The sequence below is a fragment of the Salinicola lusitanus genome, from assembly GCF_038648475.1.
Taxonomy (GTDB): Bacteria; Pseudomonadota; Gammaproteobacteria; order Pseudomonadales; family Halomonadaceae; genus Salinicola; species Salinicola lusitanus.
Window position 1 is genome coordinate 3,637,138 of the sequence record NZ_CP151919.1, and the last position, 15,812, is coordinate 3,652,949.

The window sequence follows — 15,812 nt, forward strand, 5'->3', positions numbered from 1 at the left end:
ACCGACTCTAGGAATTCTCATGCCGACGCCCATCATTTTCGACACCGACCCCGGAGTCGACGACGCCCAGGCCATCGCCATCGCGCTGGCCCACCCGGATATCGAGCTACTGGGCCTGACCACCACCTTCGGCAATGTCACGATCGAAGTGGCCACCCAGAATGCGCTGCTGCTCGCGGAGCTCGCCGGTCAGTCGATTCCCGTTGCCCAGGGGGCCGCCGGGCCGCTGGTCAAGCCCAAGAACCCGCCGCCGGGGCACATCCACGGCGACAACGGCTTGGGCAACATCGAATTGCCACAGGTCTCCACCCAGGCGCTGAAGCAGAGTGCCGCCCAATTCATCGTCGAGCAGGTCAACGCCCGGCCGGGCGAAGTCGTGCTGGCCGCCGTCGGCCCGCTGGGCAACCTGGCCGCCGCGTTGCAGCTCGACCCGACGCTGGTCGACAAGGTCAAGCGCGTGGTCGTGATGGGCGGATCGATCCGTGAAGGCGGTAACGTGACGCCCGTCGCGGAAGCCAATATCTTCAACGACCCCCATGCCGCAGCCCGGGTATTGCAGGCCGACTGGCCGCTGACACTGGTGGGGTTGGACGCGACACACCGCTGCGTGCTGGATCCGCAGAGCATGGCGCGGATCGTCGAAGCCCAGGGGCGCCTGGGGAAGGTACTGGGCGAGAGCTATGACTTCTACCGCGCCTTCTACCAGCAGGCGCTGGGCATCGATGGCTGCTGCCCCCACGATAGCTGTGCGCTGGTGTGGCTGATGCGCCCGGACCTGTTCCGCGTCGAGCGCGGCTACCTGAGCGTGGTCACCGACGGTCTGGCCGAAGGCCAGACCCTGATGGCCCCCGAACGACGCGAGTTCGTCGATCCCCGCTGGTCCCAGGGCAACGTGGCGGAGATCTGCATGAACGCCGATGGCCCGGGCGTCATCGACTGGATCGTCGACACGCTGGCCACTCCGCCCTCGCACTGAAACCGGCTCGCCCGAGCGCCGGCCAGGCGAGCGGGCGAGATTCCACCGCGATCCGATACCGCCGGGCACGGCCTGCGCGCCGGCCGGTAAACGCCTGTGCCCACCCGTACCACGTTAGCGATCGATTGCCGCGTCAACCGGGACCGCCTTCGCCGATTTTGCTCGGCTACCGCTGGTCGATTCTCGGCCGGCGCTTGGCTGTCGGAGTCTCAGCCTGTGGTAAAGCTCGCGGGTGCCGCGATCGTCGCCTCTTCGACCGTGACATCGGTGACGTCAGCGGCCGGGGAGCCCTCCCACAGTTGATCGATCAGCTCGGCGATGGCGATGGCCTCGCCATGGGCGGTTACCTCGACGCGTCCATCCTCGAGATTGATCGCATGACCGGTGATGCCCCAGCGCTCCGCGTGACGACGTACATGTTCACGATAGCTGACGCCCTGGACTCTCCCGCTCACCCAGGCCTTGATCGTCCGATGAGTCATGAGATGCCTCCTCCTTTCTGATCACTTCATGGCGCACTGCCACGGCCGTATTGCGAGGAATGATGCTGCCGCCCTTGGCCAGGACATGGGTTCGGGTGAACGCCGCGCCGAACAGCAGGATCAGCGACGAGTAGTACACCCAGAGCAGGACCAGCACGACCGAACCCGCCGCCCCGTACGTCGAAGCCGTTGCCGTGTGCGCCAGATAGGCCGCGATCGCGTTGCGCCCGATGATGAACAGCACCGCTGTCACCAGGGCGCCCAGCAGCACGTCGCGATAGGAGAGCACGACATCCGGCAGCACCTTGAAGATGGCGGCAAAGAACAGCGTGATGACCACGATGGACAAGGCGTACTGAGCGATCTCGAGCAGGAACACGCTGCCGGGGACCCAATCCCCGGCGTAGCTGAACGTCGCCTGCACGATGATGCCCAAGATCAGCGACACCAGCAGCACGAACCCGATCGCCAGCACGACGGCCATCGACAGCAGACGCTTCTTGGCAAATAGAAAGATACTGTTGCGGTCCGGGTTGGGCGCGACACCCCAGATGGTATTGAGTGAAAACTGCATCTGACCGAACACCGTCGTCGCACCGATGAGCAGCGTGACGAAGCCCGCCACCGTCGGCAGGATGCCCGAGGCCTGAATGCTCGATTGCGCGACGGCACTCTCGATCGCGCTGGCCGCCGAGGGGCCGAGCGTATCCTGCAGGCGGTGCACGATCTCGCCCCGGGCGGCATCCTCACCCAGCCACAGCCCCACCACGGTTACCGCGATGATGACCGTCGGTGCCAGCGAAAAGAGCGTGTAGAACGCCAGCGAGCCAGCGTAGCTGAAGGCGTTGCGGTCGAGCCACAACTTGATGGAATCGCGAACGACGGCGAACCAGTACTGGCAGAAAGAGACGGCTTTGGAGTAAAGGGGTATCAAGTTGAGTTCCCTGTTGTCTGCTGTCACCGAGGGCGGCAAAGATGAACGTCAACGCCTCGACGGTGCGAGGCCTGTGGACGATACACCAGCAGTCTAGACGAGATTTCCGGATTTCCCGTGCTGGTCGGCGACACGCCACCGCTATCGGTTCGCCTCATGCCCGCAGGAAATCGCTGGGGAGCTTCATCATGCGGCGCCACAGCTTCTCGACACCGGGCTTGTGGACCAGCGAGCATCGATACAGGCGAATTTCCAGCGGGATATCCCAGTCGCTCTCCGCGGCGCGCACCAACTTTCCGTTCGCCAGCTCGTCACGAATACAGAAATCCGGAATCCAGGCCAGCCCGACGCCCTGCAACGCCATGCCCTTGAGCCCTTCCGCCATGGCCGTCTCGTAGACGGTCTTGAGACGCATGCGCCCGGGCTCGTTCTTGAGCAACATGCGGACGCTGCGGCCGAGAAAGGCGCCTTGGGTGTAGGAGAGGAACGGAATCGGACCGTCGCCATCGAACGAGAACCTCGGCTTGCCGCTCGTATCCGGAACGCTGACGGGGATCATCTTGACCTGGCCGATGGAGAACGAGGGGAATATCTCGGCGTCCAGCTGCATGGTGGCATAGGGATCGTGGTAGGCCAGCATCAGGTCGCAGTTGCCCTCCCGCAGGACGTGAATGGCATCGCCCACGTTCATGGCGACCAATCGGGTCGGCAGCTCCCCGACACCTTTCTGCAAGCGCGAGATCCAGGGCGGATAGAAGGCCAGTGCCAGCGAGTGGGCGGCAACGATGTCCAAGGCTTCGTTGTCCATGGCCAGACCGCGTAGGTGCGCCAGGCTGTCATTGAGCTGCTCGACCATGTTTCTCGCCGTCACCAGAAAGAGCTGCCCTTCCGGCGTGAGACTGACCGGTGTCGTCGAGCGGTCCACCAGGGTGGCGCCGACGGCCTGTTCCAGTGAACGGATGCGCCGACTGAACGCAGGTTGAGTGACATGCCGCTGGCGCGCCGACGCCGAGAAACTCCTCGTGTTGGACAGGGCCACGAAATCCTCGAGCCATTTGGTTTCTAGATTCAATGGTGCCTCCCGGCAACCCTTCAAGCGTTGGTGACGTCGGCCGCCAGGCCAGTGGCAGCGCTACTGCACGGGCGACAGCAGATAAGTGGCGCGCGATACCAGCTTGCGCCACAACGGCCGCTCCTCGAGTTCGCGCTGGCTGACCTGCCGGCTGCTGGCGAAGTCCCGTTCGAGCATCTCGAAAACCGAGGCCGCGAAGACCTTGTCGGGGACATAGGCGGTGACTTCGAAGTTGAGCCGAAAGGACCGATTGTCCAGATTAACCGTGCCCACCATTGAGGTGTGGTCGTCCACCAACAGCACCTTCTGATGCAGAAAACCAGGCTGATAACGGTATATCTTGACCCCGTTGCGGATCATCTCCGGCAGGAAAGCAAAGGCGGAGAGGAAGACCAGCAGATGATCCGGACGTTCGGGAATCAGCACCCGGACGTCGACGCCCCTGAGCGCCGCCAGGGTCAGTGCGTCCTGGACGCCGTGATCAGGAACGAAATACGGACTGGTCACCCAGAGCCGATGACGTGCGCCATGAATGGCGTGCTGAACCAGGAGACTGGCCGTCTCGCGCCCGTCTGCCGGACCGGAAGGCACGATCGCCACGTGCTGGGACGCATCGGGAATCTGCCTGGGCTTCCAACCCAGCGCCAGAATGTCGCCGGTTGCCCAGTACCAGTCCTCCCAGAACGCTTCCTGCAGCGCCAGCACGCTCGGGCCCTGAAGCTTCAAGTGAGTATCGCGCCAAGGCCCATATCGCTCGACCCGGCCCAGGTACTCGTCGGCGACATTGAGCCCGCCGGTCCAGCCCACTCGGCCATCGACGACCACGATCTTGCGGTGATTGCGGAAGTTGATCTGGAATCGATGGCGCCAGCCGCGCGAGGAGTTGAAGGCAGAGACCCTGACTCCGGCCTCTTCCAGGTCCCTGAGATAACCGCCGGGCAGCCCTCGACTACCGATCTCGTCGTAGAGGAAATAGACATTGACGCCATGCTCTGCCTGGAAGATCAGCTTGCGCTTGAAGGCCAGGCCAATCTCGTCGGCGCGCACGATGAAGAACTGGACCAGGATATAGTCTTCGGCACGATCGATCCCCTCGAAAAGGCTGTCGAAAGTGGCACCGCCGTCGATCAGCAACTCCGCGCGATTGCCTCGGGTCATCGGCATGCGAGCCAGCTCCTCGACCGCACGAATACGTCCGCTGACGGCTTCCGGACGCGAAATGAACGACTCCATGTTTGGCCGATAACGCTGAAGAACCTGGCGCAGCACGGTGTCCCGCTCCCCCCGCGCCGAGACATAGCCGTAGAATCTCGGGCGGCCGAACGTCCAGAAAATCGGCACGGCAATATAGGGAAAACTGATCAGCGTCACGATCCAGGCAACGGCACCCTGCGAGGTGCGGCTGGACATCAGCGCCATGATTGCCGTGGCGATCCCGGCCACGTGAGAAACGAACAACAGCCAGCCGATCAGCAAGGTCATGTCCGACATTTTCCGCAACGCTGCATTGTCATCTTCTCCGCCAGAAATCGTCAGCCTAACCAACATCATACCGAAAAAAGAAGAGAGCCCCACAGGGGCTCTCTTCTTTACGGGTTCCGTTGACGCAATAGCAGCCGACTTCGCTTGCCGACGGGTTCCGTCACTTGGCGCTCAGACCCGCTCGGCGATGATTTCCTTCCACTTGGCGGGCCCCGTCTGGTGAACCGATGTTCCCAGGTGGTCCACGGCCACCGTGACCGGCATGTCCTCGACCTCGAACTCGTAGATCGCTTCCATGCCCAGGTCGTCGAACGCGATCACCTCGGCCTTCTTGATCGCCTGAGCGACCAGATAGGCGGCGCCGCCGACAGCCATCAGATAGACTGCCTGATTGTCGCGAATCGCCTCGATCGCCAGCGGGCCGCGCTCGGCCTTGCCGACCATGCCCAGCAGGCCGGTCTGCTCGAGCAGCGTCCGTGTGAACTTGTCCATCCGCGTCGCCGTGGTGGGTCCTGCCGGTCCGACCACCTCGTCACCCACCGGATCCACAGGGCCGACGTAGTAGATGAAGCGGTTCTTCAGGTCTACCGGCAGCGACTCGCCCTTGGCCAGCATGTCGATCATGCGCTTGTGCGCCGCATCGCGCCCGGTCAGCAGCTTGCCCGACAGCAGCACGGTGTCGCCCGGCTGCCACTCGCGCACGGCTTCCGGGGTAATCTCGTCGAGATTGACCCGCCGCACACCCTCTCCCACCTCCCAGGTGATCTCGGGCCAATCGTCGAGTTTCGGTGCCGGCAGCACAGCCGCGCCGCTGCCATCCAGCGTGAAGTGCACGTGACGGGTCGCGGCGCAGTTGGGGATGATCGCCACCGGCTTGTTGGCAGCGTGAGTCGGGTAATCCTTGACCTTGATATCGAGCACCGTGGTCAGACCGCCCAGCCCCTGGGCGCCGATGCCGCTGCGGTTGACCTTGTCGAACAGCTCCAGGCGCAGCTCCTCGGCCCGGTTGCCGGCACCGCGCGCCTGCAGTGCCTGAATGTCGATCGGATCGAGTAGCGCCTCCTTCGCCAGTTCCATCGCCTTCTCCGCGGTGCCGCCGATGCCGATGCCGAGCATGCCCGGCGGACACCAGCCAGCGCCCATCTTGGGTAGCTGCTCCAGCACCCAGTCGACCACGTTGTCGGAGGGATTGAGCATCGCGAACTTGGATTTGGCCTCGCTGCCACCACCCTTGGCCGCGACGTGGATCTCGACCGTGTCGCCCGGCACCAGCTTGTGATGAATCACCGCAGGCGTGTTGTCACCGGTATTCTTGCGCTTGCCATCGGGATCGGCCAGCACCGACGCGCGCAGCACGTTATCGGGCAGCAGATAGGCGCGGCGCACCCCTTCGTTGACCATGTCGTCGAGACTCATGTCGGCTTCCCAGCGCACGTTCATGCCGACGTGAACGAAGACCGTGACAATGCCGGTGTCCTGACAGATCGGCCGGTGGCCGGTGGCACACATCCTGGAGTTGATCAGGATCTGAGCGATGGCATCGCGCGCCGCGGGGTTCTCTTCCCGCTGGTAGGCCGCGTGCATGGCATCGATGAAATCCTTGGGGTGATAATAGGAGATGTACTGCAGCGCATCGGCCACGCTCTGAATGAGATCCTCCTGGCGGATCACGGTCATCATCGGTCTCCTGCTGGTCACGGTAACTGCCCGACGGTTCGATCGTCCGCGGGTCGGTAGCTTCGAGGGCGCCAATCATACCCTAGCGAACGAAGATTGGCAGTTTGCAACTTTCATCAGCCGTGAAAGATAACGGTATAAACCTGAAGGTATTGCTGACCCCGTCAATGGAGTTTCGTCACTCCGGCTGGCAGACGGGGCAACGATAGAGGCGCCGAGAGGCAGCGGCTTCGCGAACGATGATCGAATCACAGGCGTGACATGGCAGGCCTTCGCGGTCGAACACGGCGAACCGCCACTGGTCGCGATGCTCCCCGGCCCGCTGCAAGCGCTTGCGCCACACGGGACGGTTGGTGACCCCGGCTTGTCGATAGGCCTGCTGGATCGTGGCCAGGATGACGCGCGCCAGTCGCTGGCGCTGTGCGGCCGTCAGATCCCTGGGGCGTTGTCTCGGCGACAACCCGGCGTAGAACAGGATCTCCGAGCGAAGATAGTTGCCGATACCGGCGTAGAACCCCTGATCCAGCAGCAGCCCGCCAAGCCCCCGACCCGCGAAGCGGGACTCCGTCAACCGCGCCTCGATATTCCCCACCGAGACGTCGTGAGTCAGCAGATCCGGTCCCAGGCGGGCCAGAAATGGCTGCTGCCGAACGGTCTCGGTGGTCCACAGAGAGATGTCCGAGGCGCTGTAGAGACTGGCGGCATGGGTCGCGGTCGTCAGCCGGGCACGTAGCGTCCGCCCCGAGGTCGGCGCGTGGCCGCGACGGTGAATACGCCAGACGCCATAGAGCTGGTTGTGGGAGTAGAGCACGTGCCCATCGCTGAAGGTGATCAACAGCGCCTTGCCCCAGCAGTCGACCGCCGTTACCCGGCTTCGGCCCAGGCGCCCGGCCATCGGCGCGATCTCGGCAAAGGCGAACCAGGTCTGGACCAGCGGTCTGCCGACCAGGACCTTCCCCAACCGATCCGCGACGCGGCGTATTTCCGGTCCTTCCGGCATTCTCGCGCTTCCTGACCTCGCCTATCCCAGCTCCAGCAACCTGGACTTGAGCGTCTGCAACTGATCTCGCAGTTTCGCGGCCTGCTCGAATTCGAGATTTTGGGCCGCCTCGTGCATGCGATCCTCGAGCTTGCTGATCTCCTTGGTCAACTGCGGCGCACTCATCTGACCCAGGGCCTCGCGGGTGTATTCGCCCGGGGCTTCCGCCACCAACTGCTCGGTGCGCTTGCGGCCCCCCTTGCGGCTGCCGGGCGCCTGCGCCCCTTCCATGATGTCGGCCACCGACTTGGTCACGGTCATCGGGGTGATGCCATGGCGCTCATTATGCGCAATCTGCTTGTTGCGGCGGCGTTCGGTCTCATCCATCGCCCTCCGCATCGAGTCGGTGACCCGATCCCCGTAGAGAATCGCCTTGCCGTGGGCGTTGCGTGCCGCCCGGCCGATGGTCTGGATCAACGAGCGTTCGGCGCGCAGGAAGCCCTCCTTGTCGGCATCGAGAATGGCGACCAGCGACACTTCGGGAATATCCAGCCCCTCGCGCAGCAGGTTGATGCCGATCAAGACGTCGAATTTACCCAGGCGCAGATCGCGGATGATCTCGACCCGCTCCACCGTGTCGATGTCCGAGTGGAGATAGCGAACGCGGATGTCGTGTTCGTCGAAATACTCGGTGAGGTCTTCCGCCATGCGCTTGGTCAGGGTGGTGACCAGCACCCGCTCGCCGACGTCGACGCGCAGCCGGATCTCGGAGAGCAGGTCATCGACCTGGGTCGTGGCCGGACGCACCTCGATCTGCGGGTCGACCAGACCGGTCGGGCGTACCACCTGCTCGACGACCTGCCCCGCGTGTTCCGCCTCGTAGGGGCCGGGCGTGGCCGAGACGAACACCGTCTGCGGCACGATGCCCTCCCACTCCTCGAACGTCATCGGTCGGTTGTCCAGCGCCGACGGCAGGCGGAAGCCGTACTCGACCAGCGTCTCCTTACGCGACCGGTCACCGCGGTACATGCCGCCGACCTGCGGCACGCTGACGTGGGATTCGTCGATGAACAGCAGCGCGTCGTCCGGCAGATAGTCGAAGAACGTCGGCGGCGCATGGCCGGGCGGGCGTCCGGAGAGATAGCGGGAGTAGTTCTCGATACCGTTGCAGTAGCCCAGTTCGAGCATCATCTCGATATCGTAGAGCGTGCGCTGCTCCAGACGCTGCGCCTCGACCAGGCGCTCGTGCTTGCGCAGGTACTCGAGTCGATCCGCCAGCTCCTGCTTGATCGATTCGATCGCGCCAAGGATGGTGTCCCGCGGCGTGACATAGTGACTCTTGGGGTAGATGGTCATCCGCGGTACCTGCCCGCGCACCTCGCCGGTGAGCGGATCGAACAGCCGGATCGAATCGATCTCGTCGTCGAACAGCTCGACTCGCACGCCCTCGTCCTCGGCGTCCGCGGGAAAGACATCGATGACGTCGCCGCGGACCCGGTACGTGCCGCGGCGGAAGTCGGCATCGTTGCGGGTGTACTGCAGTTCCGCCAGCCGCCGCAGGAAGCTGCGCTGGTCGATCTGCTCGCCTCGATTGAAGTGCAGCCGCATCTTCATGTACTGCTCGGGGTCGCCCAGACCGTAGATCGCGGAGACCGAGACCACGATCAGCGCATCGCGACGCTCCAGCAGTGCCTTGGTTGCGGACAGCCGCATCTGCTCGATATGGTCATTGATCGAGGCGTCCTTCTCGATGAAGGTGTCGGAAGACGGGACATAGGCTTCCGGCTGGTAGTAGTCGTAGTACGAGACGAAATATTCGACCGCGTTATCCGGGAAGAAGCTCTTGAACTCGCCGTAGAGCTGGGCGGCCAGGGTCTTGTTCGGCGCCAGCACGATGGTCGGACGCTGCAGCGTCTCGACGACATTGGCCATGGTGAAGGTCTTGCCCGAGCCGGTGACGCCGAGCAGCGTCTGATGAGACAGACCGGCACCCAGGCCGCGGACCAGCCCCTCGATGGCGGCCGGCTGATCACCGGCCGGACGATACTTGGATTGAATCTTGAAAGGTTTGTTCATGGTGACTAATTAGGGTCCAAACGACCGTCATTCAAGGGCGAGGTGCAACTTAGAGTGCCATCGCTCGGGGGGCGAGCCACGATCACCGAGCGGTAAATCCCGATTTCAGCGCCTCCACCGCCGCGATCAGCGCGTCGCGGTTGACACGCCCTTCCACCTCGGCCCACTCCCGGCCGATATCGACGCTTTCGACACCATCCACCATCATCAGGGCGGTCGTGACACGATTGAGGTCTTCCGGCGTCGATACGCCGCTCAGCGTGAGATTGATACGGGACATGCGAGACTCTCCACAACGGTCTTCCACGACGATTTCAGGCAGACAGCATAGACTAGCACGCCGTTTGCGCGACCTGGCGTTGCAATGGCCGGATATCGCCGCCATCTTGAGGCCAGACACCACACTCCGGTACCGCCGACGCCGGTACCGACAACCGTTTTCACAGGAGGCATCGGATGGACGATTGGCTGGCATATCTCACGGCCCAGGGCGGACGCCAGTCGAATGAGCACGACTGGGTGTTCCCGAACAGCGATCACGGCTCCGCCAGTGACGGCACACACCTGGTACCGCTCACCCACCTGAGTATCCTCGAATGCGACGGCCCCGATGCGGCTCGCTTTCTGCAGGGTCAGACCAGCGCCAACGTCGAGCATGCGGATGGCGACTTCGCGCCCCTGACTGCCTTCTGTACGCCGAAGGGGCGCATGATCGCCAATGCCGAAGTGCTCAAGGTATCCGCTGAACGCTACTGGCTGCTGCTGCACGCCTCGCTGGCCGCTTCCCTGGCGACGCATCTCGGGAAATACGCCCCTTTCTACAAGGTGACGCTGAGCCATCGCCAGGATCTGGCCCTGATCGGCATGATCGGGCGCCCCGAGTCGTGGACGTCCGTTGCCGGCCTGCCCGACCTGCCCCGTCTCGACTGGCACATGACCCAACAGGAGGGCATCGTCGCCTTGCGCCAGCCCGCCGGCCAGCCCCGCGCGATGCTGATCCTGCCAGCCGCCGAGGCCGCAACACGATGGGAGTCGTTGAGCCGGTCCGCCAGCGCCGCGAATACGATCCTGTGGCGGCGTGCGGATATCGATGCCGGCGTCGCCTGGCTCACCGCCGATCACAGCGACGCCTTTCTGCCGCAGATGATCAACTGGGAAGCCTTGGGCGGCATCAGCTTTCGCAAGGGCTGCTACACCGGCCAGGAAGTGGTGGCAAGGGCGCATTTCCGGGGCCAGGTCAAAAGGCGCCTGCGGATCGCCTCGCTGGAAGGCAGCTCGCTGCCCGTTATCGGCGAGGAGATTCGCAATGGCGAGGCCAAGCGCGTGGGCGAGATATTCCAGGCAGTCAACGACGACGTTTCCGATTCATGCGCCGTCCTGGCCGTTCTCAACACCAGCCAGGACGAGGAATCGCCTCTGTTCGTCGGCGAACGTCAGTTGGTGTTGCGCGAGCTGCCCTATCCGCTCGAACGTCTCGATCCCGAGTCCGTCGTCGACGGGACCGCGACCGCCTGACGACGACGGCGCCCACTCAGAGCGACGCCGCCTCCAGTCGGAAGAGCCGGTGGGTATTGTCCCAGGCGCTGGCGGCGACCCAGTCGGCATCCTGGCCCCGCAACAGCGCGACACGGGCCAGGGTCTCGTCGAGATGGGCGGGCTCGTTGCGCTGCCCCTGACGCCCGGCCAACGGCATGTCGGGGCTATCGGTCTCGAGCACGAAGCCGTCGTCGGGTATCGCCCTTACCGCCCGATGCAAGCGCTTGGCGCGATCGTAGGTGACAGCACCGCCAAGCCCGAGCCAGTAGCCGAGATCCACGAAACGCCTGGCCTGTTCCGGGCTGCCGCCGAAGGCGTGAATCAGGCCGCGCGCCGGAAGATCGAGCTGCTTCAGTCGCTTGGCCACCTGATCATCGGCGTGGACGCAGTGGATGATGACCGGCAGCCGATACCGCTTCGCCAGCTGCAGTTGCGCTTCGAACAGCTCCCATTGACGCTCCAGCGTCGCTTCGAATCTGGCGTCGATCCCGCACTCGCCAATGCCGACGAGTCGATCGCCGGGCGCCACGGCCTTCTCCAGCGCCTCGAGATCACCGGCGGCGTGCTGGGCGATGAAATAGGGGTGCAGCCCGAGCGCCACGACCACGTCGGCACGCTCTCCCAGGCTCAACACCGCCCCCCAGCGCTCACGCGTCGTTCCCGGCACCATGAAACGCGAAACGCCAACCGCATGGGCACGTTCGAAGACGGCTTGGCGATCGGCGTCGAAACTGTCGAAATCGAGGTGACAGTGGGCGTCGAACAGCATGACTCAGGTCGCGGCTGTTCCTTGCGGCTCGGGGTCCGAGACCGGCAGGTCGGCGGTGCAGTGGCCGCACTTGGTCGCCTTGACCGGGATCGTCATGAAGCAGTAGGGGCAGGCCTTGTCCGTCGGCGCCTTGGGCGCAACGGCCTCCTCGCGCTTCATGCGGTTGATGCTGCGCACCAGCAGGAATACCACGAAGGCCACGATGACGAAGCTGATCACGGCGTTGAGAAACAGGCCGTAGTCCAGAGTGACGGCGCCAGCTTGCTGGGCGGCGGCGAGCGAGGCGTAGGGTCCCGCCGTGGCGCCTTCCTTGAGCACGACGAAGAAGTTGGAGAAGTCGACACCACCGATCAGCAGCCCCAGGATCGGGTTCATCACGTTCTTGACCAGGCTCTGCACGATCAGCGTGAACGCACCGCCAATAATGATACCCACCGCCATATCGACGACGTTGCCCTTGACGGCAAACTCTCGGAACTCCTTCAGGAACTTGGAAGCCATCGACATTCTCCTTTTTTGGTCGATCGCACGACGCTGGTTAGGGGGGCCGCCATCCACCGGGCCGCGACGCTAGTCAGCATGGCCCAACCGCCCGGGAGCGGCAAGATGAAATCGCCTCCCCCAGGCAGTGCCAGAACGGCCGCGTCTCAGTGCTCGCGGGTGGCCCGGAACTCGATCTCCGGCCAGCGCTCCTGGGTCATCTGGAGATTGACCCGGGTCGGCGCCAGGTAGGTCAGGTAGTCGCCGCCATCCAGCGCCAGATTGGCGCTGCCCTTGCGCTTGAACTCGTCGAGCTTCTTCGCATCCGGACAGTAGACCCAGCGTGCCGTGTTGACGTTGACGGGTTCGTAGAGGCAGTCGACCTTGTACTCCTCCTTGAGCCGATGGGCGACGACATCGAACTGCAGCGTACCGACCGCGCCGACGATCAGGTCGTTGTTGTCCAGCGGCAGGAAGACCTGGGTCGCGCCCTCCTCGGAGAGCTGCTGAAGCCCTTTCTGCAGCGCCTTCATCTTCAGGGGGTCGCGCAGCCGCACCCGGCGGAACAGCTCCGGCGCGAAGTGCGGAATGCCGAGGAAGCGCATGTCCTCGCCGGCGGTGAAGGTGTCGCCGATCTGGATCGTGCCGTGATTGTGCAGACCGATGATGTCGCCGGGCCACGCCTCCTCGACATGGGCGCGGTCGGAGGCCATGAAGGTGAGCGCATCGGCGATCTTGACCTCCTTGCCGATCCGGACGTGACGCATTTTCATGTTGCGTTCGTACTTGCCGGAACAGATTCGCAGAAACGCCACCCGGTCCCGATGCTTGGGATCCATGTTGGCCTGGATCTTGAACACGAAGCCGGAGAAGCGGCCATCCTCGGCGACCACTTCCCGCGTATCGGTCTCCCGCACCTGGGGTGTCGGTGCGAACTCGACGAATCCGTTGAGCATTTCCCGGACGCCGAAATTGCCCATCGCCGTGCCGAAGTAGACCGGCGACAGCTCGCCGCGACGGTAGGCTTCCAGATCGAATGGATGGGACGCGCCTCGCACCAGTTCGACCTCCATCCGCAGCTCTTCCGCCGCGCTCTCGCCCAGCACCCGGTCCACTTCGGGACTGTCCAGTCCTTCGATGCGCTTGTCTTCCGGAATCCGGTTGCCCTGGCCCTGGGTGTAGAGATGGATGACGTCGTCGTAGAGGTGATAGACCCCCTTGAACGCACGGCCCATGCCGATCGGCCAGGTCATCGGCGCACAGGCAATATTGAGAACAGTCTCGATCTCGTCCATCACTTCGATGGGATCCCGGGTCTCGCGATCCATCTTGTTGATGAAGGTCAGGATTGGCGTGGTGCGCAGCCGACAGACCTCCATCAGCTTGATGGTACGGTCCTCGACACCCTTGGCCGCGTCGATGACCATCAGCGCCGAGTCCACGGCGGTCAGGGTGCGATAGGTATCCTCGGAGAAATCCTCGTGCCCCGGGGTGTCGAGCAGGTTGACGATGCGCCCGTTGAAGGGGAACTGCATCACCGAGGTGGTGACGGAGATGCCGCGCTCCTGCTCCATTTTCATCCAGTCGGAGGTGGCGTGGCGCTCCGCCCGCTTGCTCTTGACCGAGCCGGCCAACTGAATGGCGTTGCCGAACAGCAACATTTTCTCGGTGATCGTCGTCTTCCCCGCGTCGGGGTGACTGATGATGGCGAAGGTGCGGCGTAGGGCCGCTTCCTGGGCGAGCTGAGCATCTGACATGAAAGGCTTCACTGACTGGGGCGGCACTCACGCGGCGTGGCCGGGAGGTCGCGGGGAATCGAAGATGGCGGCGATTGTACGCGCTGATCCCGCAGAGTTGTAGCCGCCCGACCTGCCGGATACCGCCGGCCGGACCTGCGACAAATGGACACTGCCCTCGCCATCCCGACAGCGACGTCCGGGCTCACGCCGCTTCCCGGCATTGCGTTAACATGGCGACGACGCTGGCGGCGCTGCCGAACCGGCCCCATCGTCGCTGCTGGCGACCTCGACGCCGTCACCCGACTCGATCCCGGAGAGACCATGCTGCAACCGCTTCCGCTCTCGACGCCGAACCGCAACCTGGTTCGCCTGACGATCGTCCGCGGTATCACCTGGACCGGTTTCCTCGCCGCGATCATCTTCGGCATCGAGGTGCTGGGATTCCAGTTGCACGTTCTTCCGGTCATCAGCGTCATCGTTGCCATGGGCCTGTTCAACGTGGCGACCTGGTGGCGACTGGGCCGGCCCCGCGCGGTCACCGATACCGAATACCTGCTGCACTGGCTGGTCGACATCGCCGGATTGAGCCTGCTGTTCTACTACACCGGCGGCTCGAGCAACCCCTTCATCACCTACCTGCTGGTACCGCTGGGGATCGCCGCCGCCACCCTACCGTGGTTCCACGCCTGGGTCATCGCGATAGCGGCCACCGCCAGTTACACCACCATGATGCTGTTCTACGAGCCGGTCCCGCAGTTGACCAACAGCACGGTCGTCTTTGGCGTCCAGCTGCATACCCTGGGCATGTGGCTGAACTTCATTCTTTCCGGCAGCCTGTTGACCTTCTTCATCTTCAAGATGGCGCACACCCTGCGGCGACGTGACCTGACCCTGTCGCGCACTCGCGAGGCGGCGCTGCGCAACGAGCAGATCCTGGCCGTGGCAACCCAGGCTGCCGGCACGGCGCATGAGCTCGGCACGCCGCTATCGACGATGGCGGTGCTGCTCAAGGAGATGCGCCACGAGGCCAGCGACCAGCCATCGCTGGTGGAGGATATCGACCTGCTGCGTCATCAGGTCGACACCTGCAAGCAGCGCCTGCAGACCCTCGTCGCCAACGCGGACCGGCGGCGCCTGGAGAAGCCGGAGACGCTTCGCGCCACCCCCTGGCTCCAGAACCTGATCCAGCGCTGGCTGGTGCTGCGTCCCGATGTCAACCATCGCCTGGAAGTGCTCGGCAAGCGCGGCCAGCCGACCATCGCCGTCGACGCCACGCTGGAGCAGGCGATGATCAACCTGCTCAACAACGCCGCCGATGCCAGCCCCGATGCCGTCGTCACCAGCCTCGACTGGAACGCCGACGAAGTGGTCATCGACATCCGCGACCACGGCCCGGGCGTACCGATGTCGATCGCGGATCAGTTGGGCGACACTTTCATCTCGACCAAGAGCAAAGGCATGGGAATCGGGCTGTTCCTCACCCACGCCACCGTCAACCGGTTCGGTGGCGGCGTGAGCCTCTACAACCACGAGGAAGGCGGCACCCTGACGGAGGTCAAGCTCCCCCGCATCAAGGTCGGCGAGAGCCTGTAGCGCTGCTGTCGATCGTC

Annotated in this window: 14 protein-coding genes; 3 read left to right on the top strand and 11 right to left on the bottom strand. The window is 64.0% G+C overall.

Translation table 11 applies throughout. The annotated features are described in order from the left end of the window. The first annotated feature begins 19 nt into the window (after positions 1–19). A complete protein-coding gene (locus AAGT95_RS16390; RefSeq protein ID WP_342594491.1) occupies positions 20–976 on the top strand; it encodes a nucleoside hydrolase in 957 nt (318 codons plus the stop codon). A 209-nt stretch (positions 977–1,185) separates the two neighbouring features. Here the strand turns inward: AAGT95_RS16390 and AAGT95_RS16395 are convergent, their stop codons facing one another. The 8 genes from AAGT95_RS16395 to AAGT95_RS16430 form a co-directional block, all read right to left on the bottom strand. Then, positions 1,186–1,458, bottom strand: coding sequence for an acylphosphatase (locus AAGT95_RS16395; RefSeq protein WP_110599602.1), 273 nt, complete (start codon positions 1,456–1,458; stop codon positions 1,186–1,188). Next, a complete protein-coding gene (locus AAGT95_RS16400; protein WP_425353332.1) occupies positions 1,397–2,389 on the bottom strand; it encodes a YihY/virulence factor BrkB family protein in 993 nt (330 codons plus the stop codon). The genes AAGT95_RS16395 and AAGT95_RS16400 overlap by 62 nt, the downstream gene beginning before the upstream one ends. 157 nt (positions 2,390–2,546) lie before the next feature. Next, positions 2,547–3,464 carry a LysR family transcriptional regulator gene (locus tag AAGT95_RS16405; protein ID WP_342594492.1) on the bottom strand — a complete coding sequence of 306 codons (918 nt, stop codon included), beginning with the start codon at positions 3,462–3,464 and terminating at the stop codon, positions 2,547–2,549. 60 nt (positions 3,465–3,524) lie between these two features. Beyond that, positions 3,525–4,955, bottom strand: coding sequence for a cardiolipin synthase (cls, locus tag AAGT95_RS16410; RefSeq protein ID WP_425353329.1), 1,431 nt, complete (start codon positions 4,953–4,955; stop codon positions 3,525–3,527). 162 nt (positions 4,956–5,117) lie between these two features. Further along, on the bottom strand, positions 5,118–6,623 hold the full coding sequence (locus AAGT95_RS16415) for a fumarate hydratase (protein ID WP_110709361.1): 1,506 nt from the start codon (positions 6,621–6,623) through the stop codon (positions 5,118–5,120). A gap of 178 nt (positions 6,624–6,801) precedes the next feature. After that, positions 6,802–7,623, bottom strand: coding sequence for an endonuclease VIII (gene nei, locus AAGT95_RS16420; protein WP_342594493.1), 822 nt, complete (start codon positions 7,621–7,623; stop codon positions 6,802–6,804). A 21-nt stretch (positions 7,624–7,644) separates the two neighbouring features. Continuing rightward, the gene (uvrB, locus tag AAGT95_RS16425) at positions 7,645–9,678 is read right to left on the bottom strand and encodes an excinuclease ABC subunit UvrB (RefSeq protein WP_110708884.1); all 2,034 of its coding nucleotides are present in this window, start codon (positions 9,676–9,678) and stop codon (positions 7,645–7,647) included. An 82-nt stretch (positions 9,679–9,760) separates the two neighbouring features. Further along, a complete protein-coding gene (locus tag AAGT95_RS16430) occupies positions 9,761–9,958 on the bottom strand; it encodes a heavy-metal-associated domain-containing protein (protein ID WP_110599596.1) in 198 nt (65 codons plus the stop codon). A 176-nt stretch (positions 9,959–10,134) separates the two neighbouring features. On the opposite strand from AAGT95_RS16430, the gene AAGT95_RS16435 reads away from it, so the two are divergent. Continuing rightward, entirely contained in the window at positions 10,135–11,193 is a 1,059-nt protein-coding gene (locus tag AAGT95_RS16435) for a folate-binding protein (RefSeq protein ID WP_342594494.1), read from the top strand. Positions 11,194–11,209: 16 nt separating this feature from the next. On the opposite strand, the gene AAGT95_RS16440 is transcribed toward AAGT95_RS16435, so the two are convergent. The 3 genes from AAGT95_RS16440 to AAGT95_RS16450 all read right to left on the bottom strand — a co-directional run bounded on the left by AAGT95_RS16440 (position 11,210) and on the right by AAGT95_RS16450 (position 14,220). After that, positions 11,210–11,983 carry a TatD family hydrolase gene (locus tag AAGT95_RS16440; RefSeq protein WP_342594495.1) on the bottom strand — a complete coding sequence of 258 codons (774 nt, stop codon included), beginning with the start codon at positions 11,981–11,983 and terminating at the stop codon, positions 11,210–11,212. A 3-nt stretch (positions 11,984–11,986) separates the two neighbouring features. Further along, positions 11,987–12,484: a large conductance mechanosensitive channel protein MscL gene (gene mscL / locus AAGT95_RS16445; RefSeq protein WP_110599590.1), complete on the bottom strand. Its 498-nt coding sequence runs from the start codon at positions 12,482–12,484 to the stop codon at positions 11,987–11,989. Positions 12,485–12,630: 146 nt separating this feature from the next. Then, positions 12,631–14,220, bottom strand: coding sequence for a peptide chain release factor 3 (locus AAGT95_RS16450; RefSeq protein WP_342594496.1), 1,590 nt, complete (start codon positions 14,218–14,220; stop codon positions 12,631–12,633). A 303-nt stretch (positions 14,221–14,523) separates the two neighbouring features. Here AAGT95_RS16450 and AAGT95_RS16455 point away from each other — a divergent pair, with 303 nt between their 5' ends. Next, entirely contained in the window at positions 14,524–15,795 is a 1,272-nt protein-coding gene (locus AAGT95_RS16455; protein ID WP_110599586.1) for an ATP-binding protein, read from the top strand. Positions 15,796–15,812 lie beyond the last annotated feature (17 nt).

Bases quoted from the DNA above. Each gene is read 5' to 3' on its own strand.
- AAGT95_RS16390 (WP_342594491.1), top strand. From the start codon at position 20: ATGCCGACGCCCATCATTTTCGACACCGACCCCGGAGTCGACGACGCC.
- AAGT95_RS16395 (WP_110599602.1), bottom strand. From the start codon at position 1,458: ATGACTCATCGGACGATCAAGGCCTGGGTGAGCGGGAGAGTCCAGGGC.
- cls (WP_425353329.1), bottom strand. From the start codon at position 4,955: ATGTCGGACATGACCTTGCTGATCGGCTGGCTGTTGTTCGTTTCTCAC.
- AAGT95_RS16415 (WP_110709361.1), bottom strand. From the start codon at position 6,623: ATGACCGTGATCCGCCAGGAGGATCTCATTCAGAGCGTGGCCGATGCG.
- nei (WP_342594493.1), bottom strand. From the start codon at position 7,623: ATGCCGGAAGGACCGGAAATACGCCGCGTCGCGGATCGGTTGGGGAAG.
- uvrB (WP_110708884.1), bottom strand. From the start codon at position 9,678: ATGAACAAACCTTTCAAGATTCAATCCAAGTATCGTCCGGCCGGTGAT.
- AAGT95_RS16430 (WP_110599596.1), bottom strand. From the start codon at position 9,958: ATGTCCCGTATCAATCTCACGCTGAGCGGCGTATCGACGCCGGAAGAC.
- AAGT95_RS16435 (WP_342594494.1), top strand. From the start codon at position 10,135: ATGGACGATTGGCTGGCATATCTCACGGCCCAGGGCGGACGCCAGTCG.
- AAGT95_RS16440 (WP_342594495.1), bottom strand. From the start codon at position 11,983: ATGCTGTTCGACGCCCACTGTCACCTCGATTTCGACAGTTTCGACGCC.
- mscL (WP_110599590.1), bottom strand. From the start codon at position 12,484: ATGGCTTCCAAGTTCCTGAAGGAGTTCCGAGAGTTTGCCGTCAAGGGC.
- AAGT95_RS16450 (WP_342594496.1), bottom strand. From the start codon at position 14,220: ATGTCAGATGCTCAGCTCGCCCAGGAAGCGGCCCTACGCCGCACCTTC.
- AAGT95_RS16455 (WP_110599586.1), top strand. From the start codon at position 14,524: ATGCTGCAACCGCTTCCGCTCTCGACGCCGAACCGCAACCTGGTTCGC.